Genomic DNA, 24,416 nt, shown 5'->3' with positions numbered 1-24,416 from the left:
CGCGCCGACGCCGTCAATGCATGCCGACTTTCCAGTCGGCCCGGCGCGGGGCCTGAGCACCGCGTGCCTGGTGCACCATGCTGACCAGCTCCGCGGCAAAACGGTGGCAGTCACCTGGCCAGCGTGCGGTCAGCAGGTTGCCGTCGCGGACGATAAACCCGCTTTGCGGGTTTTCTGTCGAATCACGTTGCGCGAATCGTGGCCCCGGCAAGAAGTCATGGACGCTGGCCAATGCCGCGGTGACTTCGGCCTGCACTGTTTGCGAATAGGTGCGGTAGTAGCGGCCGAGCCACGGCGCAGTGATCCACCAGGCTGGCAGTTCCATGGTGTTGGCCAGCAACGCGGTCACCTTGCGCCCGTGGAGTACTGAAAGAACGTTGTCGGAATCCAGCGTGCGGGCCAGCAGCAAGACACCGTGGCAGACCGCTGCGACCGGTTTCTGTGCATCAAAGAAGTGCTGAACAATCCGCCGGGCGTCTTTGGATTCCAGCAAACTGCGCATGCCCTTGGCATGGCCGCCCGGGATCACCAGCCCCTCGAACTGCTCGGGGTCTACTTCGGCGTAGGGCATGGGTGATTTGAAACCCTCGTCGGCGGCCATGGCCGCGTAACACTGAAGATCTTCTTTTCGGGTCATCAGCAGCGAGTTCAGTGGCCCGAAACCGATGTCCACCAGTCGCGCGTCGGCATAGGCCGGCAACCCTTTTGGCGTCGCGAAGCGCACCGCGATTCCGGCGTCATGCAACGCCTGCCAGGGCACGCTGCTTTCAGTGGGGTCGTAGTCAGCCTGAGGTAGCAGGAAAAGCAGCATGCACAAAGCCTCGAGTCGTCAGTGCCGGGGAGCGTCTATTGCTCTGAGTCTGGACGCAGGGACTGGACTTCGCCAGCCTTTGCCTGCCGATTCGATGCAGTCAGCGGCTCAAGCTTCAGTGAATCGAAACTTGAACAATGTGCACGGGTAGCCGTCGATGGAGAGCTGATGACGCGTGAACTGACCCAGGGTCAACTCAGGGACAATTTTGGACCAAAACGCCTGCGCCGGTTGATTGGCGTCGATATGAAAAATTTGCCACTGACCCGCAAGCTGCTGGAGCAGGGCAGACACCACAAACTTTCCGACGCCGCGGCCTCGATAGCGGCGGCTGACGAAGAGATAACCGATGTTGTACTGCACGTCGTCGAAACGAACTGCGTCGTCAACCGTCACGAACCCGGCGATCTCCCCGTCAACCGTGATCAGGAACGGCTGCGTCGCCGGCTTTCGCCAGTAGTCGAGCATCGGCTGAAGAGGGAAGAAACCATGGGCGCCAATCTTCAGCGGCAGCCACTCGCTGAAGTCGTACAGATAGAACTGCATCAGGTTTTCGATGCAGTCCAGTTCATCCCGTTGTGCGCGGTGCAGTTCGATCGCGGCCATTGCACGAAGCTCCAGACGATTCGATGGCGATGACCATTAACCTAGCACCTCACGCAAACGATGCCACAACATGCCCAGTGCCAGGAGCGGTGTGCGCAATGCGCGCCCGCCTGGAAAGGTCATGTGTGGCACCGCACTGAAGACGTCCAGGCCCTGGCTGTGTCCGGCATGAATCGCCTCGGCCAGCAGGCGCGCGGTCCAGTGCGTGACGTTGAGGCCATGACCTGAGTAGCCTTGGGCGTAAAACACGTTCGGGCACTGCGACAACCGACCGACCTGAGGGAAACGATTGGCGGTGATGCCGATCCGGCCGCCCCATTCAAAGTCGATGCGCGCATCGGCCAGATGTGGGAACACCTTGAGCATTTTCGGGCGCATGTAGGCGGCGATGTCCGCCGGATCGCGCCCGGAATAATGGCAGGCGCCGCCGAACAGCAGGCGCCGGTCTGCCGAAAGCCGGTAGTAGTCGAGTCCGACTTTCTGGTCGCACAGCGCCAGGTTCTGCGGGATCAGTTCGGCGGCAGCCCGCGCCGATAAGGGCTCGGTCGCGATGATGTAACTGCCCGCTGGTAGCACCTTGCCGCTGAGCTTTGGTTCAAGCTCCTCCAGATGCGCGTTGCAGGCCAGCACCAGACTGCCGGCGCGCACCGTGCCGCCTGCGCAGCGAAGCTGCACGGTGCTGCCATGGATGATCTCCAGCACCGGGCTTTGCTCGAAAATCCGCACCCCCAGCGACTCGGCGACCCGAGCCTCGCCGAGTACCAGATTCAGCGGGTGCAGATGCCCGGAGCCCATGTCCACCAGTCCGCCTGCGTACACACCGGAGTTCACCACTTGGCGCATGTCTTCGGGTCTGACGAGGCGGGTTGCATGGGCATAACCCTGGGCGCTCAGGGTTTCCTGCTCCCGCTGAAACGCGGCGAATTGCGCGGGTGTGTTGGCCAGTTCGCAAAACCCCCAGCGCAGGTCGCAGTCGATGCCGTGCTCGCGGATGCGATTGCCCACCACCTCGACCGATTCGATGCCGGCGCGCTCCAGATAGCGCACGCCTTCCTGGCCAACGTAACGGGCAAAGCCCGAAACGTCGTGGCCAATACCACGGATCAACTGCCCGCCATTGCGGCCGCTGGCGCCCCAGCCGATCCTTCGGCCTTCCAGCACAATCACCGAGAGCCCGCGCTGGGCCAGCTCAATCGCGGTGTTGACGCCGGTAAAACCGCCGCCAATCACGCAGACGTCAGCTTGCAGATCCGACGTCAGCGTCGGGTGTTGCACCCTCGCATTGGCCGAGGCGTTGTAATAGGAGCGGGCGTGTTCCGCCGACCGGTTTATAGCGGTTGCCTGATTCATTTGTTGGACTTCACTTTGCTCCAGGAACGGGTCATCACGCGCATGATTTCCGCTGTCGGTGTGGTCGAGATGTACAGTTTGTCCAGCACCGCCTGGGAGGGGTAAACCTCTGGATTGTTCACCAGTTCCGCGTCCATGAACTGCTTGGCCGCGGGGTTGGGGTTGGCGTAACCGACCGTGGCGCTGACCTTGGCGATCACCTCCGGCTCCAGCAGGTAATTGATGAATTCGTGGGCTTGTTTGGTGTTGCCGGCGTCGCCGGGCACGGCCAGCAAGTCGAACCACAGGTTGCTGCCTTCCTTGGGGATCGCATAGGCGATGTTCACGCCGTTCTTGGCTTCCTTGGCACGGTTCGCCGCCTGGAACACGTCCCCCGAGTAACCGAAGGCAATGCAGATGTCGCCGTTGGCCAGGTCCGACACGTACTTGGAGGAGTGGAAATAGGTGATGTACGGGCGGATGGTCAGCAGCTTGGCTTCGGCTTTTTTGTAGTCTTCGATTTTCGAGCTGAGTGGGTCCATGCCCATATAGTTGAGGACCGCCGGGAACACTTCATCGGGCGAATCCATCATCGACACGCCACACTGGCTGAGTTTTTTCAGGTTTTCCGGTTCGAACAGCACGGCCCAGGAGTCGATGTGATCGACACCCAGCACTTGCTTGATCTTGTCGACGTTGTAGCCGATGCCGTTGGTGCCCCACAGGTACGGCACCGAGTGCTCGTTACCCGGGTCGTTCTTCTCCAGCAGTGTCAGCAATTTAGGGTCGAGGTTTTTCCAGTTCGGCAGCTGCGAGCGGTCCAGCTTGAGGAACGCGCCGGCTTTGACCTGACGGGACAGGAAATGGTTGGAAGGCACCACCACGTCATACCCGGTACGCCCGGCGAGCAGTTTGCCTTCCAGGGTTTCGTTGGAGTCGAATACGTCATAGATGACCTTGATACCGGTTTTCGCCTGGAAGTCGGCGAGGGTGGTCGTACCGATATAGTCGGTCCAGTTGTACACACTGACGCTCGGCTGCGCTTGCGCGCCGAGGCTGCAGAACAGCGCGAGCGCTGCGGGAACGACGGATTTCAATAGACGCATTTCGACACCTCTTTGAATGATTGTTTTCGATGTTTTGGATTTGCTTGTTGCCCCGGGCGCTACTACCGGTCAGTCAAGTGCAGTCCCTGTGGGAGCGAGCCGGCTCCGGGCGGCGTTCCGACGATGACGGTGCATCAGTCAATGTTGATGTGACTGTCATGTCCTCATCGCGAGCAGGCTCGCTCCCACAAGGTTTCATGCTTTATCTGACGTGCCGTCAGACGCTCAGCAACAGAAACTCGCGCTCCCAGGAACTGATCACGCGCTTGAAGTTTTCGTGTTCGGCGCGCTTGACCGCGACGTAGCCGCGGACGAACTTGGTCCCCAGATAACGCTCGATGGTCGGGCAGTCTTCCATGTGCGCCAGTGCATCCTCGATGGTGATCGGCAGGCGCAGGTTGCGTCGTTCATAGGCGCGGCCCTGTACCGGGGCGCTCGGTTCGATGCGTTCGATCATGCCCAGGTATCCGCACAACAGGCTGGCGGCGATGGCCAGGTACGGGTTGGCATCGGCGCCCGGCAAACGGTTTTCCACGCGCATGGCCTCGGGACCGGAGGTCGGTACGCGCAGCCCGACGGTGCGGTTTTCTTCGCCCCACTCGACGTTCACCGGTGCCGAGGTGTCCGGCAGGAAACGGCGGAACGAGTTGACGTTGGGCGCGAACATCGGCAGCAGTTTTGGAATGTACTTTTGCAGACCGCCGATGTGGTGCAGGAACAACTCGCTCATCTGCCCGTCGCTGTCGGCGAAGATCGGCTTGCCGGTGGCGATGTCGATCACGCTCTGATGCAGGTGCATGGCGCTGCCCGGTTCGTCGCCGATCGGCTTGGCCATGAAGGTCGCCGTAACGTTGTGCTTGAGCGCCGCTTCGCGCAGGGTGCGCTTGAACACGGTGATCTGGTCGGCCAGATCCAGCGCATCGCCGTGACGGAAGTTGATTTCCATCTGCGCCGGGCCGTCTTCGTGGATCAGCGTGTCGAGGTCCAGACCTTGCAGTTCGCACCAGTCGTAGACGTCTTCGAACAGCGGATCGAATTCGTTGGCCGCATCAATGGAAAACGACTGGCGACCGCTTTCGGCACGGCCCGAACGGCCCAGCGGTGCCTTGAGCGGCAAGTCCGGGTCTTCGCAGCGCTGGGTCAGGTAGAACTCCATTTCTGGCGCCACAATCGGCTGCCAGCCCTTGTCGGCGTAGAGCTTGAGGACTTTTTTGAGCACGTTGCGCGGCGACAGCTCGATCGGATTACCGAGCTTGTCGAAGGTGTCGTGAATCACGATGGCGGTCGGCTCGATCGCCCACGGCACCACGTAAATCGCCGAAGAATCCGGGCGGCAAACCATGTCGATGTCGGCCGGGTCGAGCAGGTCGTAATAAATGTCGTCGTCGACAAAGTCCCCGGTTACCGTTTGCAACAGCACACTTTCCGGCAGGCGCATGCCTCGCTCATGCAGGAACTTGTTGGTGGGCGCTATCTTGCCGCGAGCGATACCGGTCAGGTCACTGACCACGCATTCGACTTCGGTAATCTTGTGTTCTTTCAGCCATGAAGACAGCTGATCGAAAGGGGCATTCATAAAGACCTCGTGGTTGGTTTTATCAGCGCCAGAGTCGGTCTCTGCATTGCGTACAAGCAGCGAAAGACTTTCCCTGTAGCGCGTTGACGACTATCTTGGGCGAGGCGTTTCGTTCCATCTATCCACTTTAAGCAGAACCAAAACGCACCAGAAAAGTGCGTACAGGTCATTCCATGACAGAGTCAAACCCCTTGCACGTCCAGGCTTTCAACACCCTGGATGTCGCCGATCAGATCCGCGCGACCCCAGGCTGGGTGCAGCACTATCAGCAGATGTCGCCCGGGCATTTCGCAGGGCAAGTGCGTTATCTGGACCTGCAAGGCGTGCAGATTTACGAGGAGTGCATGAACACCCGCGTCGAGCAGAATTTCAGCGCGCCGCCGGGCTCGCTGGCGTTCTGTTTCGATCGCAGTGACAACGCGCTGTATGTGTTGAACGGCGAGAGCCGCAACATCTGGATCACCCCGCAGAACTACCAGGAAGTGGCCGTGGTGTTCGGCCCGGAATTCGTTCAGCGCCATGGATTGAACATAGAGCGGCTGGAAGGCTTGTTCATGGCGCCGCTCAATTCACAGCAGAACGCGTTGTTCAGCCGCTGGCTGAGCGGCACCCTGACCCGGCTGTCGAACACCATTGACCCGCCAAGCAAGGACGCGCTGACCCAACAGTTGCTGGACGACTGCCTGTTTATTCTCGACAACGCCTGCGTTTGCCTGGACCGAGGCGCGTTGCAGCGCCGGGCAGGGGAGCGAACGATCATGAAACGGATCGGTGAATGGGCAGTGGACACCCCGGAAGAGAACTTGAATTTGCTGGAGCTTTCCCAGGTCGCCGAAGTGTCACTGCGTCAGCTGCAACACGCGTTCAAGACCTACACCGGCATGGCACCGACGCAATGGCTGCGCTTGCGCCGGCTCAACAGCGCCCGTCGCGAATTGCTCAGCCGCACCGCGACCGACACCACGGTGGCCGAAGTGGCGATGAATTGGTCGTTCTGGCACCTGGGTCGGTTTTCCAGCAGTTACCGGGCGTTGTTCAAGGAGTTGCCGAGTGACACCTTGAAGCGCGCATGCGCCACTCAACCGAATGGGCGCCTGCGCCGTTAAAATGTTGGCGGGGTAATCACCCATATCACCACCGCATCGACGTCACCGGGGTTGCCATAACGGTGGGGCTCCTGGCTGGAAAAGCTGAAGCTGTCGCCTTCGTTGAGCTGGAAATGACGCTCTGCGACCCACAACTCGAAAGTGCCAGACAGCAGATAACCGGCTTCTTCGCCTTCGTGGCTGTAGCTGTGCTGGCTGTAGGTGCCTGGCGGGAAGCGTGAATGGAGCATTTCCAGCTGACGGTTGGGTTGCGGGGTCAGCAGTTGGTCGACGATACCGTCTTCGTAATGCACGCTCATGCGGCTGTTCTTGCGCACCACGTAACCGTGGTCTTCGGGTGCGGTATTGGCTTCGCTGGCGAAGAACCACTGGATGGTCACGCCCAGGCTTCGGGCGATGTTGAACAGCGCGGGGATCGACGGGTAGGCGAGGTTGCGTTCGAGCTGGCTGATGTAGCCTGCCGTCAGCTCACTCAGTTGCGCCAGTTCCGCCAGGGTCATGCCCCGACGCTTGCGCAGGCCGCGAATCCGCGTGCCGAGAAAGTGAGGCTCTGCCGCGCCGCTTTCTGGCGAAGGCGCGCTGCTGGCAGGCGGCATCTTGCTGCTATTGCTCATGGCGTGCTCCGAACGGTGAAGGGGGCCAGTCAGTTGCGCGCAGTCCATGTGGGAGCGAGCCGGCTCCGGGCGGCTCGCTCCCACAATGAGCTGTGCTTGACTCAGGGCCAGACGTAAAAGCCCCGGAGTATAAACAGCCTCAAAGTTCCCAGGCGACTTTCAAGCCCTCATAAATCGCTTCTTCGGCGGTGCGCGGTGCCAGGCAGTCGCCGATCCGCCGAAACTCCACCAGACCTTGCAGTTCTGAACCTAGCGTATCCACCGGTTGATGGCCTTGGCAGAGCACCAGCGTATCGACGTTTTCGAACAGCATCGGTTCGCCGCTGGCGGTGTGTTGCAAGTAGACGGTGTTGTCGTCGCAACCGTAAAGCCGCGCATAAGGCGTGATCGGGATGCCCAGCTTATGCAGTTCGCCAGCCAGATGGTCGCGCACGTACAGCGGCAGGTTTTCTCCGCAATGAGTGCCGTTGACCGCCAGTTGCACCTGATGCCCGGCGCGTACCAGGCGTTCGGCAATGCCGGGGCCGATCCAGTCACAGCGCCAGTCGACCACCACCACCGAACGGCCGATCTGCACCTCATCGCGCAGCACCTGCCAGGCGTCCACCACCTGCAACTCACCGCCGCGTTCGAACGTCGGCCAATAGGGCTCGGCGCCAGTGGCGACGATCACCAGGTCCGGCCGTTCGCGCTCCACCAACGCCCGATCGACCCGGGTATTGCGCACCACGCGCACCCCGGCCAGCTCCATCTCGCGTTGCAGGTTGGTGCTGGCACCGCCGAACTCGCTGCGCCGTGGCAACAGTTGCGCCAGCAGCACTTGCCCGCCGAGTTGTGAGCTGGCCTCGTAGAGCGTCACCTCATGCCCGCGTTGCGCAGCCACCGCCGCAGCTTTCATCCCGGCCGGACCACCGCCGGCAATCATGATGCGTTTGCGCTGGGTGGTCGCTTGCCGCTGGCCGAACAGCAGCTCGCGACCGGTTTCCGGGTGCTGGATGCAGGAAATCGGCAGACCTTTGTGGAAGTGCCCGATGCACGCCTGATTGCAAGCGATGCAGGCCCGCACATCTTCGGCGCGCCCGGCGTCGGTCTTGTTGGGCATTTGCGGGTCGCAAATCAGTGCGCGGGTCATGCCGCACACATCGGCCTGGCCACGCGCCAGAATCAGTTCGGCTTCCTGCGGCTGATTGATCCGGCCGGTGACGAACAACGGAATGCTCAGGCTGGCCTTGAAGGTTCCGGCTTCCTTGGCCAGGTAGGCGGCTTCAATCGCCATCGGCGGGACGATATGCACCGCACCACCCAATGACGCCGAGGTGCCGGCGACGATGTGCACGTAATCCAGCTGCGCTTGCAGTGACTTGACCGCTTGCAGCGACTCGTCTTCGGTGAGCCCCTCGGGGTCGCGCTCATCGGCACAAATGCGCAAGCCGATGATGAACTGCTCGTCGGTGTTGGCGCGCACGGCGGCGATCACTTCACGCAAAAAGCGCAGACGCTGTTCCATGTCACCGTTGTACTCGTCGGTGCGACGGTTGACGCGTGGATTGATGAATTGCGCCGGCAGGTAACCGTGGCTGGCGACCACTTCGACGCCGTCCAGACCGGCCTGATACAGGCGCCTTGCAGCGGCGCCATAACCGGCGACGATCTCGTCGATCATCGCCTGATCAAGCGCTCGCGGCATCACCCGAAAGCGCTCGTTGGGCACTGCCGAAGGCGAATAGGCGACCGCCAGTAATCCATCGCTGGACTCCATGATCTCGCGCCCCGGATGGAAGATCTGCGAGAGCACCACGGTGCCGTGGGCATGGCAGCTTTGCGCGAGTTTTCGATAGCCCTCGATGCAGGCGTCGTCGGTCGCCATCAGCACATGCGAGGTGTAGCGCGCACTGTCATGCACACCGGCCACTTGCAGCACGATCAGCCCGACACCGCCTTCGGCGCGAGCCTGGTGGTAGGCGATCAGTTGCTCGTTGACCAGGTTATCGGTGGGCATCGAGGTGTCGTGACCGCTGGACATGATGCGGTTTTTCAGGCGTTTGCCACGGATCTGCAAGGGTTGGAACAGATGCGCAAAAGCTGGGGTCGAGGTCGGCATGGTACGGGTACTCCAGACGGGCTGAAGCCGAAAGGCCGGGGTTTCGGCGTTGTTATTATTTCTCTATAGAAGTTTACCGGCAGTAAAAAATCAACTTGTATTTTTACTCTGCCTTGCAGTAGCTTATTTTGGCGCCCACTCTTGGGCATAGGTATCTACTCAACATTGAAATGCGATGCAGGACAGCTCCCGTGGCAGCTACCGAGCCTTGCGGGAAAACCTCGGATCTGACGCTGGAGACTTTTGCCGCTCTTGCTGTACAGTCGTTTAGCCCGCGGTCTTCCCGACCGTGGCCCCCTAACGATTGATCCACGGAGAGTGTCGCGCATGAGTCAGGAAGCCCGTTTTTCCCGCATGGAGCCGGAGTTGCGCAAGGCCAACCTGATCGAAGCGACGCTGGTGTGCCTCAAGCGCCACGGCTTCCAGGGCGCATCGATCCGCAAGATTTCCGCCGAGGCCGGGGTTTCGGTCGGGCTGATCAGCCATCACTATTCAGGCAAGGACGAACTGGTGGCCGAGGCTTACATGTCGATCACCGGGCGGGTCATGAGCCTGCTGCGCGAGGCCATGGAACAGGCTGCACCGAATGCACGCGAGCGTTTGTCGGCGTTCTTCCGCGGCTCGTTTTCCGCCGAGCTATTGGACCCGCAACTGCTGGATGCCTGGCTGGCATTCTGGGGTGCGGTCAAGACCGCAGAGGCGATCAACCAGGCGCACGATCATTCCTATGGCGAGTACCGCGGTGTACTGCGCAAGGTGCTGACCGAGTTGGCGCAGGAGGAGGGCTGGGAACACTTCGACGCCGACCTGGCCGCCATCAGCCTCAGTGCCTTGCTCGACGGCCTGTGGCTGGAGTCGGGCCTCAACCCCGGGACCTTTACCCCGGAGCAGGGCATGCAGATTTGCGAAGCCTGGGTCGACGGTTTGCAGGCCGGTGGACGCCAGCGTTTTTGCTTGCAGACGACGAGCTGTTGATCAGCCGTTCAGCAATGGATACTCTCTGGCGCCAGTGCAGGAAAAAACTCTAATAAGAAACACGCCTTCGGGCATACGCAGGATTCCAAGCGATGGCTCCTCGGGTACTGATCGTCGATGACGATCCGCTGATTCGCGAACTGCTGCACGACTACCTGTCCCAGGAAGGTTATGAGGTGCATTGCGCCGCCACCGCAGAGTTGGCCGAAACCTTTCTGGCGAGCCAGACGGTCGATCTGGTGATGCTCGACATTCGTCTGCCGGGCAAGGATGGCCTGACCCTGACCCGGGAGCTGCGGGTCCGTTCGGAGGTCGGGATCATTCTGATCACCGGCCGCAATGATGAAATCGACCGCATCGTCGGCCTTGAATGCGGCGCCGATGACTATGTGATCAAACCCCTTAATCCACGCGAGCTGGTGTCCCGGGCAAAAAACCTGGTGCGCCGGGTTCGTCATGCCCAGACGCCGCAACCGGTTGCAGCGATTTTTCGGCCGGTCAAGCAGTTCGCCGCCTGGGCGCTGGACACTGATCGCCGACGGCTGATCGATCACGCCGGCAGCGAGACCCTGCTGACCCACGGCGAGTACCAGTTGCTCAGTGTGTTCCTGCGTAACAGCGGCCACACCTTGAGTCGTGATCAGTTGATGGACCAGATCCGCAACCGCGAGTGGGTACCCAATGATCGTTCCATCGACGTATTGGTCGGACGCTTGCGACGCAAGTTGCATGATGATCCAGCCGAGCCGCAATTGATCATCACCATCCACGGCGCCGGTTACCTGTTCACCGCCAGCGTCGCGGCCTGAGCCGTATGTTGCGGCTGTTTTGGCTGATGTTGGCGCTGCTGTCCAACAGCGCGATGGCGGTCGAGAAGGTTCGTTATTGCGATTATCCGGTGTACCCGCCAATCTCCTGGAGCGACGGCAAACAGGTACGCGGCCTGGCTCCCAGCGTGGTGAAAAACCTGTTCGGGCAACTGGGCTACGAAGTCGAGATCGTCGTGCTGGGCAACTGGAAACGCTGCCTGCTGGACGCTGCCGAAGGCCGGGTCGACGTGGTGCTGGCCTACAGCACCGTGCAACGCGAGCAGAGCATGGTTTTTTCGACGGTGCCGGTGTTGCGCGAAGAGGTCGCGCTGTTCACCAATCGTCGGCATCCGGTGAAGTTCGAACGCCTGGAGGACCTGGCCAACTACCGTGGCGGGCTGTTGTTCGGTGAAAGCTATGGGGTGGATTTCGACCGATTGGTCGCCCAACACCAGAACATCGAATGGGTGTCCGACAGCCGCCAGAACTTCGGCAAGCTGATTCGCGGGCGCATCGACTTCATCACGTCTGAGCGGCGCACCGGGCAGCTTTACGTCGAAAACCTGCCTGGGGCGCAAGACATCGTGGCCTTGCCGAACGCCTTGAGCGTGGATTATCTGCGGGTTGCGGTGTCACGCCGTTCTCCGCTGGCCAGCCGCATGCCGGACATCGACGCGCAGTTGAAGCGGATGGTCGATGCCGGGGACATCGAGCGTTGGTTGAACGAAAGTGAAGTGACCTATCGCGACATGATCAACCTGCCGGCAGATGCGCAATGATTCGCGCACGGTCCGGTGGACTGTTGCGGCGCCTGTTGCTGTTCATTCTGTTGTTCAGCCTGTGCTTCACCGTGCTCGCCAGCACCGTGCAACTGTATTTCGAATACCGCCGCGAGATGCGTGACATCGACTCGCGCATGGAGCTGATTCGCGCCGGTTACCTGGCCAGCCTGGAACGCAGCCTCTGGGACCTGAACCAGGAACAGTTGAATGTGCAACTGCGCGGCCTGGTGGATTTCTCCGACGTGGCGCGGGTTCGTCTGACCAGCCCGGACTTCGATCTGCTGCAGGGCAACCAGGACCCGATCGGGCCGTTGCGCGTCGAGCGTTTTGAACTGGATTACCAACCGCCAACAGGTCCCGTGCGGCATTTGGGGCAATTGGAAGTCAGTACCGATCTGGGCGCGGTGCATCAGCGGCTGTTCGCCACCGGTTTGACCAGTCTGTTGTGGATGAGCGTATTTCTCTGCGGGTTGGCGGTGGCGCTATCAGGGTTGTTCTACCGTTTGGTCACGCGGCACCTGCAAGTCATGGCCGGGTTTGCCCGGCGCATCGCCGCCGGTGACTGGCATGAGCCTTTGCATCTGGACAAGAGCCGCCGCGCCCACGAAGACGAAATCGACACCGTGGCCCATGCGCTGGACGATATGCGCCGGGCGATCCTCAGTGACATTGATCGGCGCGAAACCGATCGCCTGGCGTTGCAGGACAACCGCGATGAACTGCTGAGGATGGTCGAGCGCCGCACGGCCAGCCTGATGCGCGCCAAGGATGAAGCCGAGGCGGCCAACCTCGCCAAGTCGCGGTTCCTGGCGACCATGAGCCACGAACTGCGCACGCCGCTGAATGGCATCCTCGGCATGGCCGAACTGCTGCGCGGAGCCAGCCTTGATGAGCGCGACGGCAAACGTCTGGATGCGCTGTACAAGGCCGGCGAAGGGTTGCTGACGATTCTCAACGAAGTGCTGTATTTCGCCCGATTGGAGGAGGGCGAAACCCACCCGGAGCCGGTCGACTTCTCGGTCCGGCACTTGCTCGACGAGGTGCTGACGTTGCTGGAGCCCCGCGCGCTGAGCAACGACACGACACTGCACTGCCGAGTCGATCCGCAGGTCGCCGACAGGTATCACGGTGCTGAGCAGTTCTTGCGTCAGGTGCTGAGCAACCTGCTGGCCAACGCGATCAAGTTCACCGAAGGCGGGCAGGTAAGCGTCGAGGTCACATTGCTGGGGCAAGATTCGGGGCAAGCCGGCCAACGACTGCGTCTGAGCGTGACCGACAACGGCATCGGTATTGCCCCGGCGATGCAGGCAAAGATTTTCGAACGCTTTACTCAGGCCAGCGAAGAGGTAGCACAACGCTTTGGCGGAACCGGGCTCGGCCTGGCCATCAGCAAACATTTGGTGGAGCAACTGGGCGGACGGATTGGCGTTGACAGTGAAATGGGGCGCGGCAGTTGTTTCTGGTTCGAGCTGACGTTGCCGCCGGCCACCGGCATGGCTGATGCGGTATTGAGCAGTGCACCCGGTCCGGCGTTGAAGATTCTGGTGGTCGAGGACGTGGCGCTGAACCGCGAAGTGGTCAGCGGCTTGCTGCAACGCGACGGACATGAGATCTGGCTTGCTGAAGAGGCCGAACAGGCACTGACGCAATGCGCGAGCCAGACTTTCGATTTGATCCTGCTCGATGTGCACCTGCCGGGTATCAGCGGTGTCGAGTTGTGCAAACTGATCCGCAGCAGCGCTGGGCTAAATTGTCACAGCCGGATTTTCGCCCTGACCGCCAGTGTGCAACCAGCCCTGGTGCGCGGCTATCTGGATGCCGGCATGGACGGCATTCTTGCCAAACCCTTGAAGCTCGAAAACCTGCGGCAGGCGCTGGCCGGGCAGTCGCCAATTCTGAAGCCACAGCATGATGACGAGGCGATGGATTGGCCGTTGTTAGAGACTCACCGGACCTTGCTCGGTGAACAGAAGGTTCAGGGCTTGCTGGCGGTATTGCGCCACTCGATCACCCAGCATCGAGACGCACTGACCGAGGCCATCGAGGCCGAGGATTGCACCGAAGTCGCTCACCTGGCGCACCGCTTGGCCGGCAGCAGCGACTCATTGGGCTTTCGCGCATTGGCCAATGTACTGCGCGCGCTGGAAGAGGCGGCGCTGATCAGCGATGCATCGGCGCTGCGGGCGTTGGCACCGCAGGTGCGTGAGCAATTGCAGCGTTCGCAACAGACGCTGGCGGACCTGTTGCACGCCTGACGTACAAGATCGTTACGACTTTTTACATCTTTGATCTTTACGTTCAACGCGAACTTACACGGGTTTCCAATAATCGACGCAACCGCCGTCAGCGCGGTCTTCGAAGCTTATTGGAGATAATAATAATGAACTGCCGTAAAGCTGATCCTTCCCAGCGCCATGACGTCCTGTCGTGCGCCGCGCACCTCGCCGACTACTGAGGTGCCGACATGAGCGAATCTATCGAACGCAAAGGCATCCAACTGACCCGCGCCCTGAAAAGCCGGCACATATTCATGCTCTCGCTGGGCGGCGTGATCGGCACCGGGCTGTTCATGGGCTCCGGCGTGACCATCAACCAGGGCGGCCCGGTGGGGGCGATTCTGGCCTATCTGGTTGCCGGTTTCCTGATGTACCTGGTGATGGTTTGCCTGGGTGAATTGTCGGTACAGATGCCGGTGTCCGGTTCGTTCCAGACCCACGCCACCCAGTTCATCGGGCCGGCCACCGGTTTCATGATCGGTTGGGTGTACTGGATGAGCTGGGCCTCCACCGTCGGCCTGGAGTTCACCGCGGCTGGCATGTTGATGGTGCGCTGGTTTCCCACGGTACCGATCTGGTATTGGTCGGCGCTGTTCGTGGTCGTGTTGTTCGGCCTGAACGCTCTGGCGACCCGCGCCTTCGGTGAAGCGGAATACTGGTTCTCCGGGATCAAGGTCGCCGCGATTCTTGGTTTCATTGTGGTCGGCGTCCTGGTGATCTTCGGCGCGATTCCGCTGACCAGCGGCGCACCCGCCCCGATGATGAGCAACCTGATCGGCGACTCGTTGTTCCCCAACGGCTTGCCTGCGGTGTTCGCGGTGATGATGACCGTGGTCTACGCCTTCCAGGGTTGCGAAATCATGGGCGTGGCTGCCGGCGAAACCGATCATCCGGAAAAAAGCATTCCACGCGCCGTACGTAACGTGGTGTTCCGCGTGCTGATCTTCTACGTGCTGGCGATCGTGGTGTTGTCGGCCATTGTGCCGTGGCAGCAGGCCGGGCTGATGGAAAGCCCGTTCGTGCAGGTGTTCGACATGGTCGGCATTCCTTATGCCGCCGACTTGATGAACTTCGTGATCCTTACGGCGATTCTGTCGGTCGGCAACTCCGGTCTGTACGCTTCGACGCGGATTCTGTGGGCGATGTCGAAGACCGGCATGGCGCCGAAAAGTCTGTCGCCATTGAGCAAACGCGGCGTGCCATTGCGGGCGCTGAGCATTACTTTGTGCTTCGCGCTGGTGTCGCTGATGACCAGTTTCATCGCTGCCGACACCTTGTTCATGGTGCTGATGGCGGTGAGTGGGATGTCGGGCACCGTGACCTGGATCGTTATCGCACTGGCGCAGTACAAGTTCCGCAAGGCTTATCTGCGCGATGGCGGCAAGCTCAGCGACCTGAAATACCGTGCGCCGTGGTTCCCGCTGCTACCAATCCTGTGCATCGCCTTGTGCTGCTCGCTGTTCGTGTTCCTGGCCATGGATGAAACCCAGCGTCCTTCGCTGTATTGGGGTTTTGGGTTCATGGCGCTGTGCTACGGCGCGTATTTCCTGATTCACCGCAAACGCCAAGGGGTGTTGGCACCGAGCCTGCCGACCGTTTGATTCCTTGATTTAGCGCATTCCCTGTGGGAGCGAGCCTGCTCGCGATAGCGGTCGATCAGTCAACAGAGATGTTGAATGTGGCGCCGCCATCGCGAGCAGGCTCGCTCCCACAGTGGTTTGCGGTGCCCTGTAGGCAGTTGTTCAAAGTTGTAACAGCTCAGCTGTCGCACGGCCGGGAATCAGATAAATACTCAATTAAAACAATCATTTAAATGATTTTTAAGGCTGTTACAGCCAATTCCCTCGCAGATTGCCGCCTTGCTGAACACTCGTTTAGTATGGCCTCAAGTCGCATCACCTCATGCCAAACACAATAATTCGAGGATTCGCATGACTACTCAATCTTCTCTGCTCAGTCAGGTCGAAGCAGGCGTTGCCTGGATCACCCTCAATCGCACCGCTCAGCGCAATGCGCTGGACATTCCAACCCTGAAAAATCTTCACGCCTTGCTCGATGGCTTCAATGCCGACCCGGCGGTTCGGGTCGTGGTGCTGACCGGCAGCGGCCGCAGTTTCTGCGCCGGTGCCGACCTTGCCGAGTGGGCCGAAGCCGAGGCCCGTGGCGCGCTGGAAAGCTACGGCTGGACCGAAACCGCCCACGCGCTGATGAGCCGGCTGTACAGCCTGGACAAGCCGACCATCGCGGCAATCAACGGCACTGCCGTCGGCGCCGGGATGGACCTGACGCTGTGCTGCGACCTGCGCATTGCCGCGCAATCGGCGCGGTTCAAGGCCGGCTACACCGGCATGGCGTATTCGCCGGACGCCGGTGCCAGCTGGCATCTGCCACGGCTGATCGGCACCGAACAAGCCAAGCGTCTGCTGTTTCTCGACGAGTTGTGGGGCGCCGATCGCGCCTTGGCAGCAGGGCTGGTCAGCGAAGTCTGCGCTGACGAACAACTGCTCGGCGCCGCCAACGAATTGGCCGCACGCCTGGCCGTAGGGCCGACCTTTGCGTTTGCCCAGACCAAGAAACTCATGCGCGAAGGCGCCCAGCGCAGCCTGCCGGAACAACTGCAAGCCGAACTGGCGGCGGGTTTGCTCTGCGGTCGCAGTGAAGACGGCGCCGAAGCGTTGCGCGCGACCATGGAAAAACGCCTGCCACAGTTTGTCGGCAAGTAGGCCCACGCCGCTCATCTATTCAGTGAACGAACAACAGGTAACACCATGAATTTCCAGCTGACCCAAGAACAAGAAATGTTGGTGGACGCGGTACGCAGCTTTGTCGCCAAGGAACTGCTACCCCATGAGGAAGCGGTCGATCGCGCCGACGAAGTCTCCCCGGAGCTGGCGGCACAGATTCGCGGCAAGGCCATCGCGGCGGGCTTCTATGCCTTCAACATGCCTGAAAAAGTCGGTGGTGGCGGCCTCGATTACCTGTCCCAGGCGCTGATCGAGCGGGAGCTGTCCAAGGTTTCCTGGGCGCTGCATGTGTTTGTCGCACGGCCGTCGAAAATCCTCATGGCCTGCACTGGCCAGCAGATCAACGATTACCTGCTGCCGTGTATCCAGGGCGAGAAGATCGACTGCTTCGCGCTGACCGAACCGGGCGCCGGTTCCGATGCCAACGCGATCAAGACCCGCGCCGTGCGTGATGGCGACGACTTTGTGCTGAACGGCAGCAAGCACTTCATCAGCCACGCCGGGCACGCCGATTTCGCCATCGTTTTCGCGGTCACCGACACCTACGAACACAACGGCCGCAAGCGCAACGCCGTGACTTCGTTTCTGGTGGATCGCAACACCCCGGGCATGACCATTCGCCGTGGGCCGAAGTGCGTGAGCAACCGCGGTTACCACACCTTCGAAATGTTCTTCGACGATTGCCGCGTACCGGCCTCCAAAGTGCTCGGCGAAGTCGGCAAGGGTTGGGAAGTGGCCAACGCCTGGCTGACGGCCGGGCGGGTGATGGTCGCCGCCAACTGTGTGGGTCAGGCTCAGCGCGCACTCGACGTGTCGCTGCAATGGGCGGCGGATCGCAAACAGTTCGGCCAGCCGATCGGCTCTTATCAGGGCGTGTCGTTCAAGTTGGCGGACATGGCCACGCAGATCCGCGCGGCTGAGCTGCTGACCTTGCACACCGCGTGGAAGATGGATCAAGGCACGATGACCGATGGAGAGGCCGGAATGGCCAAGCTGTTCGCCAGTGAAGTGCTCGGTCGGGCAGCTGATGAAGCGGTGCAGATTTTTGGTGGCATGGGCCTGATGGACGAAGGACCGGTGGAGCGTATCTGGCGTAACGCAAGGATCGAGCGGATCTGGGAAGGCACGTCGGAAATCCAGCGCCACATCATTTCCCGCGAGCTGCTGCGGCCGCTGTTGCGCTGATCGCCCCGGAGAATACCCATGTCCCAGACGATTCGTGACAACCTCAAACGCCTGCTCGCGCCTCGCCATCTGGCCTTTGTCGGTGGCCGCAGCATGGCTCGGGCGCTCAAGCGCTGTGCCGAAGGTGGCTACCTTGGGCAACTGTGGCTGGTCAACCCGCAGCATGAAAGCCTTGAAGGCGTGCCGTGTGTGCGCAGCATCGCCGAGCTGCCGTGCGGCCCGGACGCGGTGTTCGTCGCGACCAACCGTGACTTGACCCTGACCTGTGTGGCCGAACTGGCCGCCAAAGGTGCGGGCGGGGTGATTTGCTACGCCTCCGGTTTTGCCGAGACCGGTGCTGAAGGTCAGGCATTGCAACAACAGTTGCTCAAGGTCGCCGGCAACATGGCTTTGCTCGGGCCTAACTGCTACGGCTTGCTGGATTATCTGCACAGCTCGGCGTTGTGGCCGGTGGCCCACGGCGGCAAACCGGTGGAGCAGGGCGTTGCGGTGCTGACCCAGAGCGGCAACTTTGCCTACAACCTGTCGATGAGCGACCGCTCGTTGCCGGTGGCCTACATGGCCTCGGTCGGAAATCAGGCGCAACTTGGGATTGCCGAACTGATGGACGTGTTGCTCGACGAGCCTCGGGTCACCGCTATCGGCTTACATCTTGAAGGTCTGAAAAACGTTCCCGGTTTCGCTCGGGCGGCGCACAAGGCGCTGGAGAAGGGTATTCCGATCATCGCCTTGAAAGCCGGCGTGTCGCAGATCGGCGCCGAACTGGCCCTCAGTCACACCAGCTCGCTGTCGGGCTCCGATGCGCTGTACGACAGCCTGTTTGCGCGGCTTGGGGTGATTCGCGTCAGTGGTCCGGTGAGTTTCGTCGAAACCCTCAAGGCTGCGGCGTGCGGCAAGCTGCCGGCGGGCAACAGCCTGATTGCGCTGGCCTGTTCGGGCGGTGACGCCGGGCTGATTGCCGACTACGCCGAACGTAACGACCTGAGCCTGCCCAAGCTCGATGAGAGTCAAACCGATGAGCTGGCACAGGTACTGCCGAGTTACGCCAACCTGGTCAATCCGCTGGATTTCACCACCGCCATATGGGGCGACGGCGAGGCGTTGAACCGCATGCTCGACAGCGCCCTGCGCACCGAAGCCGATGCGGCGATGCTGGTGCTGGACTATCCGGCGGAGTTCACCGGCGAGCGCAATGAGTGCGACTTGCTGCTTGAGCTGTACTGCCAGGCGTTGGTCCGTCACGGCAAGACCGGTTTCGTCACGTCGGCCTTTCCCGAACTGCTGCCGGCCAGTGCCCGCGAGCGGTTGCACGCTCAAGGCGTGGCGGCGTTGCAAGGCGTGGAAGACGGGCTGGCCGCGTGGGGCCGAATCGCCGGCTATCAGCGCAACCGCCAGGCACTGCTCGCGCTCGGCGAATCGGCATTGGTGCCACTGTGTCCGCAGGCGCTGGATGGCGAAGGCCAGTTGCTCAGCGAGTGGGACTCCAAACAGGCCCTGCGTGCATTTGGTCTGCCGACTCCAAACGGCGTGTTAAGCACCCCGGACCAGGCGCTGAATGACGCCAATGCGCTGGGTTATCCCTTGGTGCTGAAGGCGCTCAGCGCACAATTGCCGCACAAAACCGAAGCCGGCGCCGTGGCGCTGAACCTGAAGGATGGCGCGGCCTTGAGTGCAGCGCTGGAAAAGATGCGCGTGAGCATTGCCGATTACGCGCCGGATGTACCGTTCGATCGGGTGCTGCTGGAGCCCATGGCCACAGCGCCATTGGCCGAACTGATCGTCGGCATCAAGCGTGAAAACGACTTTGGCTTGGCCTTGGTAATTGGGGCCGGCGGAATTCTGGTGGAGTTGCTCAAGGACAGCCGCAGTCTGCTGCTGCCGACCACCGATGGTGCGATTCGCGGGGCCTTGTTGAGCCTGCGCAGTGCCGCGTTGCTGCAAGGCTTTCGCGGTCGTGAAGCGGCAGATCTGGACGCATTGGTGGCGGCGATTCGTGCCGTGGCCGATTACGCCTGTGAGAACGCCGGGCAGTTGCTGGAACTCGATGTGAACCCATTGTTGGTCGGTGCCCACGGCACGACAGCGGTCGATGCGTTGATTCGCCTCGGCCACACGTGAGGATATGAACATGCAAACCACGACTTTGACCGGCGGCCAGGCCCTGGTACGCCTGCTGGCCAACTACGGCGTCGACACCGTATTCGGGATTCCCGGGGTGCACACCCTGGAGCTGTATCGCGGCCTGCCCGGCAGCGGCATTCGCCACGTGTTGACCCGCCACGAGCAAGGCGCCAGCTTCATGGCCGACGGCTATGCGCGGGTCAGCGGCAAGCCGGGCGTGTGCTTCATCATCACCGGCCCCGGCGTAACCAACGCTGCCACCGGTATCGGTCAGGCCTATGCCGACTCGATTCCGATGCTGGTGATTTCCAGCGTCAACCACACCGCCAGCCTCGGCAAGGGTTGGGGGTGCCTGCACGAAACCCAGGACCAGCGCGCCATGACCGCGCCGATCACCGCGTTCTCGGCGGTGGCGCTCAGCACCGAGGACCTGCCCGAACTGATCGCCCGTGCCTACGCGGTCTTCGACAGCGAACGGCCGCGCCCGGTGCACATTTCCGTGCCGCTGGATGTGCTGTCGGCGCAGGTCACTCGCGACTGGAGTCATGAAGTGGTGCGTCGCCCCGGACGCGGCGTACCGGCAGCGACTGCGCTGGATCAAGCCGCGGCCAAGCTGCAGGCGGCCAAGCGTCCGATGATCATTGCCGGTGGTGGCGCGCTGAACGCGGCGCCGGAACTTCAGAGCCTCAGCGCTCGGCTGGCGGCGCCGTTTTTCACCAGCGTCGCCGGCAAAGGCTTGTTGCCGCCAGAGGCACCGCTCAATGCCGGCTCGACCTTGTGCGTGGAACCGGGTTGGCAACTGATCGCCGAAGCCGACGTGGTGCTGGCAGTCGGCACCGAAATGGCCGACACCGATTTCTGGCGCGAGCGTCTGCCACTGAATGCCGAACTGCTGCGTGTGGACATCGACCCGCGTAAGTTCAACGACTTCTATCCGTGCGCGGTGGCGTTGCACGGCGATGCGCAACAAACCCTCGCCGCGTTGCTGGAACGCCTGTCGCCCGACACCCGCGATGCCAGTGCGCCGATTGCGGCAGTGGCTGCATTGCGAGCAGCAGTGAAGGCCGGCCACGGTCCGTTGCAGTCGATCCATCAGGCGATTCTTGAGCGTATCGCCGCCGAGCTGCCGGACAACGCGTTCATCAGCACCGACATGACCCAACTGGCCTACACCGGCAACTACGCCTTCAACAGCCTGGCGCCGCGCAGTTGGCTGCATCCGACCGGCTACGGCACCTTGGGCTATGGCTTGCCAGCGGGCATCGGTGCCAAGTTCGGTGCGCCGCAACGGCCCGGACTGGTATTGGTTGGCGATGGCGGTTTTCTCTACACCGCGCAGGAGCTGGCGACTGCCGTCGAGGAGCTGGACAGCCCGCTGGTGGTGCTGCTGTGGAACAACGACGCACTGGGGCAGATACGCGACGACATGCTCGGGCTGGATATCGAGCCGATTGGCGTGCTGCCGCGCAACCCGGATTTCGCCGCCCTTGGCCGGGCTTTCGGCTGCAGTGTGAACCAGCCACAGAGCCTGGCTGAGCTGCAAACCGATCTGCGCCATGGCTTCAAACGCAACGGCGTGACCCTGATTGAACTCAAGCATGCGTGCGCGCACTGACTTTCAACCGTTGTTGCGGGGCTATTTTTAAAGGGGATGGGGCCATGCGCTTTTCCGATCTGACTCAACGTATCGCCGGTGACGGCGCCGCCGCCTGGGACATTCATTACCGCGCACTGGCGCTGCAAGAACAGGGCGAAGACATTCTGCTGCTGTCGGTAGGCGACCCGGATTTTGATACGCCGATGCCGATCGTACAGGCGGCTATCGACAGTCTGTTGTCCGGCAACACCCACTACGCCGAAGTGCGTGGCAAACGCGCGCTGCGTGAAAGCATCGCCAAGCGCCATCAGCAACGCAGCGGCCAGCCGGTTTCGGCCGATCAGGTCACGGTGTTGGCCGGGGCGCAATGTGCGCTGTTCAGCGTCGCCCAGTGCGTGCTCAATCCAGGTGATGAAGTGATTGTCGCTGAACCGATGTACGTGACCTATGAAGCGGTGTTCGGTGCCTGCGGTGCGGTGGTGATTCCGGTGCCGGTGCGTTCGGAAAACGGCTTTCGGGTACTGCCCGAAGACGTTGCCGCCCGCATCACGCCGCGCACTCGGGCGCTGGCGCTGAACAGTCCGCACAACCCGTCAGGCGCCAGCCTGCCGCGAACCACCTGGCAGGCGCTGGCGGAACTGTGCATCGCCCATGACCTGTGGCTGATTTCCGATGAGGTCTACAGCGAGCTGCTGTTTGAGGGCGAACACATTAGCCCGGCCAGTTTGCCCGGCATGGCCGAGCGCACCGCGACGCTCAACAGCCTGTCGAAATCCCACGCCATGACTGGTTGGCGCGTCGGTTGGGTAGTGGCGCCGCCATCCCTCGCGGCGCATCTGGAAAACCTCGCGCTGTGCATGCTTTATGGCTCGCCGGACTTTGTTCAGGACGCTGCGGTAGTGGCGCTGGAAAGCAACTTGTCGGAGCTGGCAGCGATGCGCGATGCCTATCGCCAGCGCCGCGATCTGGTCTGTGAATCCCTCGCGGATTGCCCCGGCGTGCGCCCGTTGAAACCGGATGGCGGGATGTTCGTGATGGTCGATATTCGCGAAACCGGGCTCAGTGCCCAGGCGTTTGCCGATCGCCTGCTCGACCGGCATGGCGTGTCGGTGCTGGCCGGTGAAGCGTTCGGCCCGAGTGCCGCCGGGCATATTCGTTTGGGACTGGTGGTGGGGGCGGAACCGTTGCGCGATGCCTGCCAGCGGATCTCCCGGTGCGCCAGTGAACTGATGGAGGCCCAACTCCATGCGTAACCACACCGCGCTATTTATTGATGGCCGCTGGCAAATTCCGTCAGGGCGGGGCATCGCCGAGGTGATCAACCCGGCTACCGAGGAAGTGGCAGGTTCGGTGCCGCTGGGTGATGAGCGTGATGTCGAGAACGCGGTGGCCGCTGCCCGTAGGGCTTTCAATAGTTGGTCACGGACTCCGTCCAGCGTGCGCGCTGGCTACATTCGCGCACTTGCCGAGCAGTTGCGCTCGCGAGCCGACGAGATGGCGGCAGAGATCACCGCCGAACTGGGGATGCCAGTGCAATGGTGCCGTTCGGTTCAGGTGGACGGCCCTATCATCGGGCTGGAGCAATACGTCGAACTCGCAAGCTTGATGGATGAAGTGCGCGAGGTCGGCAACTCACTGGTGATTCGTGAACCGGTGGGCGTCTGCGCCTTTATCAACCCATGGAACTACCCGCTGCATCAACTGATCGGCAAGCTCGCACCGGCGCTGGCCGCCGGCTGCACGGTGGTGGTCAAGCCGAGTCAGGAAACCCCGCTGCACGCGTTTTTACTGGCGCAAATGATCGAGGCCATTGGCTTGCCTGCGGGCGTGTTCAACCTGGTCAGCGGGCCGGGTTCGAAGGTCGGTGAAGCACTGGCTAAACACCCGGACGTCGACATGGTGTCGTTCACCGGCTCCACCGGCGCCGGAGTGCGGGTAGCGCAAGCGGCGGCACCGTCGGTGAAACGCGTCTGCCTGGAACTGGGCGGCAAGTCGCCGCTGCTGATTGCCGAGGACGCGGATCTGGCCGCCGCGGTGCGCTATGGCGTGCAGGACGTGATGATCAACTCCGGGCAGACCTGCACCGCGTTGACCCGCATGTTGCTGCCGGCCAGTCGTTACGCCGAGGCGGTGGAGCTGGCGCTGGCAGAAACCTTGAGTGTGCGCATGGGCGATCCGCTCGATCCGCAGAGCTTTCTCGGGCCGATGTGCTCGGCGGCCCAACGGCGTACCGTGCGCGACTACATTCAGGTCGGTCAGCATGAAGGTGCGCGGTTGGTGTGTGGCGGCGATACGACGCAGGCGTTCGAGCGCGGTTACTACGTCAGCCCGACCCTGTTCGCCGATGTCGATAACCGGATGCGCATCGCTCAGGAAGAAATCTTCGGCCCGGTGCTGTGCCTGATTCCTTACACCGACGAGGCGCAGGCGATTCAGATCGCCAACGATTCGCCGTTTGGCCTGTCCAGTGGTGTCTGGGCCGGCAGCGCTGACCGCGCCTTGCAACTCGGTCGTCAATTGCGTGCGGGCCAGTGTTTCCTCAATGGCGCGGCGTTCAACTATCAGGCGCCGTTCGGTGGCTACAAACAGTCGGGCAACGGTCGCGAATGGGGGGAAGAAGGGCTCAACGAGTTCGTCGAAGTGAAGGCGATCCAGGTGTGATCGTTGATGACTCCACA

19 protein-coding genes are annotated in these 24,416 nt (G+C 61.7%); 12 read left to right on the top strand and 7 right to left on the bottom strand.

All coding sequences use genetic code 11. From position 1 onward, the window contains the following. Positions 1 to 13: 13 nt before the first annotated feature. From HK44_RS17370 to HK44_RS17350, 5 genes are all read right to left on the bottom strand, one after another. Entirely contained in the window at positions 14 to 811 is a 798-nt protein-coding gene (locus HK44_RS17370; protein ID WP_019690221.1) for a DJ-1/PfpI family protein, read from the bottom strand. 108 nt (positions 812 to 919) lie between these two features. Further along, on the bottom strand, positions 920 to 1,417 hold the full coding sequence (locus HK44_RS17365) for a GNAT family N-acetyltransferase (protein WP_019690222.1): 498 nt from the start codon (positions 1,415 to 1,417) through the stop codon (positions 920 to 922). A 36-nt stretch (positions 1,418 to 1,453) separates the two neighbouring features. Beyond that, a complete protein-coding gene (locus HK44_RS17360; protein ID WP_019690223.1) occupies positions 1,454 to 2,767 on the bottom strand; it encodes an NAD(P)/FAD-dependent oxidoreductase in 1,314 nt (437 codons plus the stop codon). Further along, entirely contained in the window at positions 2,764 to 3,852 is a 1,089-nt protein-coding gene (locus tag HK44_RS17355; RefSeq protein ID WP_019690224.1) for a polyamine ABC transporter substrate-binding protein, read from the bottom strand. Before HK44_RS17355 ends, HK44_RS17360 begins: the two co-directional genes overlap by 4 nt. 217 nt (positions 3,853 to 4,069) lie before the next feature. Continuing rightward, positions 4,070 to 5,428 (bottom strand): glutamine synthetase family protein, encoded by a 1,359-nt coding sequence (locus tag HK44_RS17350; protein WP_019690225.1) that lies wholly within the window; start codon positions 5,426 to 5,428, stop codon positions 4,070 to 4,072. 173 nt (positions 5,429 to 5,601) lie between these two features. On the opposite strand from HK44_RS17350, the gene HK44_RS17345 reads away from it, so the two are divergent. After that, the gene (locus HK44_RS17345; RefSeq protein ID WP_019690226.1) at positions 5,602 to 6,534 is read left to right on the top strand and encodes a helix-turn-helix domain-containing protein; all 933 of its coding nucleotides are present in this window, start codon (positions 5,602 to 5,604) and stop codon (positions 6,532 to 6,534) included. Here HK44_RS17345 and HK44_RS17340 read toward each other — a convergent pair. Then, positions 6,531 to 7,130 carry a cupin domain-containing protein gene (locus HK44_RS17340; protein ID WP_031319526.1) on the bottom strand — a complete coding sequence of 200 codons (600 nt, stop codon included), beginning with the start codon at positions 7,128 to 7,130 and terminating at the stop codon, positions 6,531 to 6,533. The genes HK44_RS17345 and HK44_RS17340 overlap by 4 nt on opposite strands. Positions 7,131 to 7,287: 157 nt before the next feature. Beyond that, on the bottom strand, positions 7,288 to 9,249 hold the full coding sequence (locus HK44_RS17335; protein ID WP_019690228.1) for an FAD-dependent oxidoreductase: 1,962 nt from the start codon (positions 9,247 to 9,249) through the stop codon (positions 7,288 to 7,290). A 327-nt stretch (positions 9,250 to 9,576) separates the two neighbouring features. Here HK44_RS17335 and HK44_RS17330 point away from each other — a divergent pair, with 327 nt between their 5' ends. The 11 genes from HK44_RS17330 (at position 9,577) to HK44_RS17280 (ending at position 24,399) form a co-directional block, all read left to right on the top strand. Then, positions 9,577 to 10,224 carry a TetR family transcriptional regulator C-terminal domain-containing protein gene (locus HK44_RS17330; RefSeq protein WP_019690229.1) on the top strand — a complete coding sequence of 216 codons (648 nt, stop codon included), beginning with the start codon at positions 9,577 to 9,579 and terminating at the stop codon, positions 10,222 to 10,224. A 92-nt stretch (positions 10,225 to 10,316) separates the two neighbouring features. Next, the gene (locus tag HK44_RS17325) at positions 10,317 to 11,033 is read left to right on the top strand and encodes a response regulator (protein WP_019690230.1); all 717 of its coding nucleotides are present in this window, start codon (positions 10,317 to 10,319) and stop codon (positions 11,031 to 11,033) included. Between the two features lie 5 nt (positions 11,034 to 11,038). Next, the gene (locus HK44_RS17320; RefSeq protein ID WP_019690231.1) at positions 11,039 to 11,812 is read left to right on the top strand and encodes a substrate-binding periplasmic protein; all 774 of its coding nucleotides are present in this window, start codon (positions 11,039 to 11,041) and stop codon (positions 11,810 to 11,812) included. Continuing rightward, positions 11,809 to 14,070: a hybrid sensor histidine kinase/response regulator gene (locus tag HK44_RS17315; protein WP_019690232.1), complete on the top strand. Its 2,262-nt coding sequence runs from the start codon at positions 11,809 to 11,811 to the stop codon at positions 14,068 to 14,070. Before HK44_RS17320 ends, HK44_RS17315 begins: the two co-directional genes overlap by 4 nt. Positions 14,071 to 14,279: 209 nt before the next feature. Next, positions 14,280 to 15,692: an amino acid permease gene (locus HK44_RS17310; RefSeq protein ID WP_019690233.1), complete on the top strand. Its 1,413-nt coding sequence runs from the start codon at positions 14,280 to 14,282 to the stop codon at positions 15,690 to 15,692. Positions 15,693 to 16,022: 330 nt separating this feature from the next. Further along, on the top strand, positions 16,023 to 16,814 hold the full coding sequence (locus tag HK44_RS17305) for an enoyl-CoA hydratase/isomerase family protein (protein WP_019690234.1): 792 nt from the start codon (positions 16,023 to 16,025) through the stop codon (positions 16,812 to 16,814). A 45-nt stretch (positions 16,815 to 16,859) separates the two neighbouring features. Beyond that, positions 16,860 to 18,020 carry an acyl-CoA dehydrogenase family protein gene (locus HK44_RS17300; RefSeq protein WP_019690235.1) on the top strand — a complete coding sequence of 387 codons (1,161 nt, stop codon included), beginning with the start codon at positions 16,860 to 16,862 and terminating at the stop codon, positions 18,018 to 18,020. An 18-nt stretch (positions 18,021 to 18,038) separates the two neighbouring features. Next, complete coding sequence (locus tag HK44_RS17295; protein WP_019690236.1) at positions 18,039 to 20,138, top strand: acetate--CoA ligase family protein; 2,100 nt, start codon at positions 18,039 to 18,041, stop codon at positions 20,136 to 20,138. A 10-nt stretch (positions 20,139 to 20,148) separates the two neighbouring features. Then, positions 20,149 to 21,756: a 5-guanidino-2-oxopentanoate decarboxylase gene (locus HK44_RS17290; protein WP_019690237.1), complete on the top strand. Its 1,608-nt coding sequence runs from the start codon at positions 20,149 to 20,151 to the stop codon at positions 21,754 to 21,756. 44 nt (positions 21,757 to 21,800) lie between these two features. Beyond that, a complete protein-coding gene (locus HK44_RS17285; RefSeq protein WP_019690238.1) occupies positions 21,801 to 22,991 on the top strand; it encodes a pyridoxal phosphate-dependent aminotransferase in 1,191 nt (396 codons plus the stop codon). Continuing rightward, a complete protein-coding gene (locus tag HK44_RS17280) occupies positions 22,984 to 24,399 on the top strand; it encodes an aldehyde dehydrogenase family protein (RefSeq protein WP_019690239.1) in 1,416 nt (471 codons plus the stop codon). The genes HK44_RS17285 and HK44_RS17280 overlap by 8 nt, the downstream gene beginning before the upstream one ends. The last annotated feature ends 17 nt before the right edge of the window (positions 24,400 to 24,416 follow it).

This window comes from Pseudomonas fluorescens HK44 (assembly GCF_000217955.3).
Lineage (GTDB): Bacteria > Pseudomonadota > Gammaproteobacteria > Pseudomonadales > Pseudomonadaceae > Aquipseudomonas > Aquipseudomonas fluorescens_AQ.
This window is presented reverse-complemented; position numbering and strand designations above follow the sequence as displayed.

Excerpts from the sequence above, each read along its gene's own strand:
- HK44_RS17370 (WP_019690221.1), bottom strand. The coding sequence starts at position 811 with ATGCTGCTTTTCCTGCTACCTCAGGCTGACTACGACCCCACTGAAAGC.
- HK44_RS17365 (WP_019690222.1), bottom strand. The coding sequence starts at position 1,417 with ATGGCCGCGATCGAACTGCACCGCGCACAACGGGATGAACTGGACTGC.
- HK44_RS17360 (WP_019690223.1), bottom strand. The coding sequence starts at position 2,767 with ATGAATCAGGCAACCGCTATAAACCGGTCGGCGGAACACGCCCGCTCC.
- HK44_RS17355 (WP_019690224.1), bottom strand. The coding sequence starts at position 3,852 with ATGCGTCTATTGAAATCCGTCGTTCCCGCAGCGCTCGCGCTGTTCTGC.
- HK44_RS17350 (WP_019690225.1), bottom strand. The coding sequence starts at position 5,428 with ATGAATGCCCCTTTCGATCAGCTGTCTTCATGGCTGAAAGAACACAAG.
- HK44_RS17345 (WP_019690226.1), top strand. The coding sequence starts at position 5,602 with ATGACAGAGTCAAACCCCTTGCACGTCCAGGCTTTCAACACCCTGGAT.
- HK44_RS17340 (WP_031319526.1), bottom strand. The coding sequence starts at position 7,130 with ATGCCGCCTGCCAGCAGCGCGCCTTCGCCAGAAAGCGGCGCGGCAGAG.
- HK44_RS17335 (WP_019690228.1), bottom strand. The coding sequence starts at position 9,249 with ATGCCGACCTCGACCCCAGCTTTTGCGCATCTGTTCCAACCCTTGCAG.
- HK44_RS17330 (WP_019690229.1), top strand. The coding sequence starts at position 9,577 with ATGAGTCAGGAAGCCCGTTTTTCCCGCATGGAGCCGGAGTTGCGCAAG.
- HK44_RS17325 (WP_019690230.1), top strand. The coding sequence starts at position 10,317 with ATGGCTCCTCGGGTACTGATCGTCGATGACGATCCGCTGATTCGCGAA.
- HK44_RS17320 (WP_019690231.1), top strand. The coding sequence starts at position 11,039 with ATGTTGCGGCTGTTTTGGCTGATGTTGGCGCTGCTGTCCAACAGCGCG.
- HK44_RS17315 (WP_019690232.1), top strand. The coding sequence starts at position 11,809 with ATGATTCGCGCACGGTCCGGTGGACTGTTGCGGCGCCTGTTGCTGTTC.
- HK44_RS17310 (WP_019690233.1), top strand. The coding sequence starts at position 14,280 with ATGAGCGAATCTATCGAACGCAAAGGCATCCAACTGACCCGCGCCCTG.
- HK44_RS17305 (WP_019690234.1), top strand. The coding sequence starts at position 16,023 with ATGACTACTCAATCTTCTCTGCTCAGTCAGGTCGAAGCAGGCGTTGCC.
- HK44_RS17300 (WP_019690235.1), top strand. The coding sequence starts at position 16,860 with ATGAATTTCCAGCTGACCCAAGAACAAGAAATGTTGGTGGACGCGGTA.
- HK44_RS17295 (WP_019690236.1), top strand. The coding sequence starts at position 18,039 with ATGTCCCAGACGATTCGTGACAACCTCAAACGCCTGCTCGCGCCTCGC.
- HK44_RS17290 (WP_019690237.1), top strand. The coding sequence starts at position 20,149 with ATGCAAACCACGACTTTGACCGGCGGCCAGGCCCTGGTACGCCTGCTG.
- HK44_RS17285 (WP_019690238.1), top strand. The coding sequence starts at position 21,801 with ATGCGCTTTTCCGATCTGACTCAACGTATCGCCGGTGACGGCGCCGCC.
- HK44_RS17280 (WP_019690239.1), top strand. The coding sequence starts at position 22,984 with ATGCGTAACCACACCGCGCTATTTATTGATGGCCGCTGGCAAATTCCG.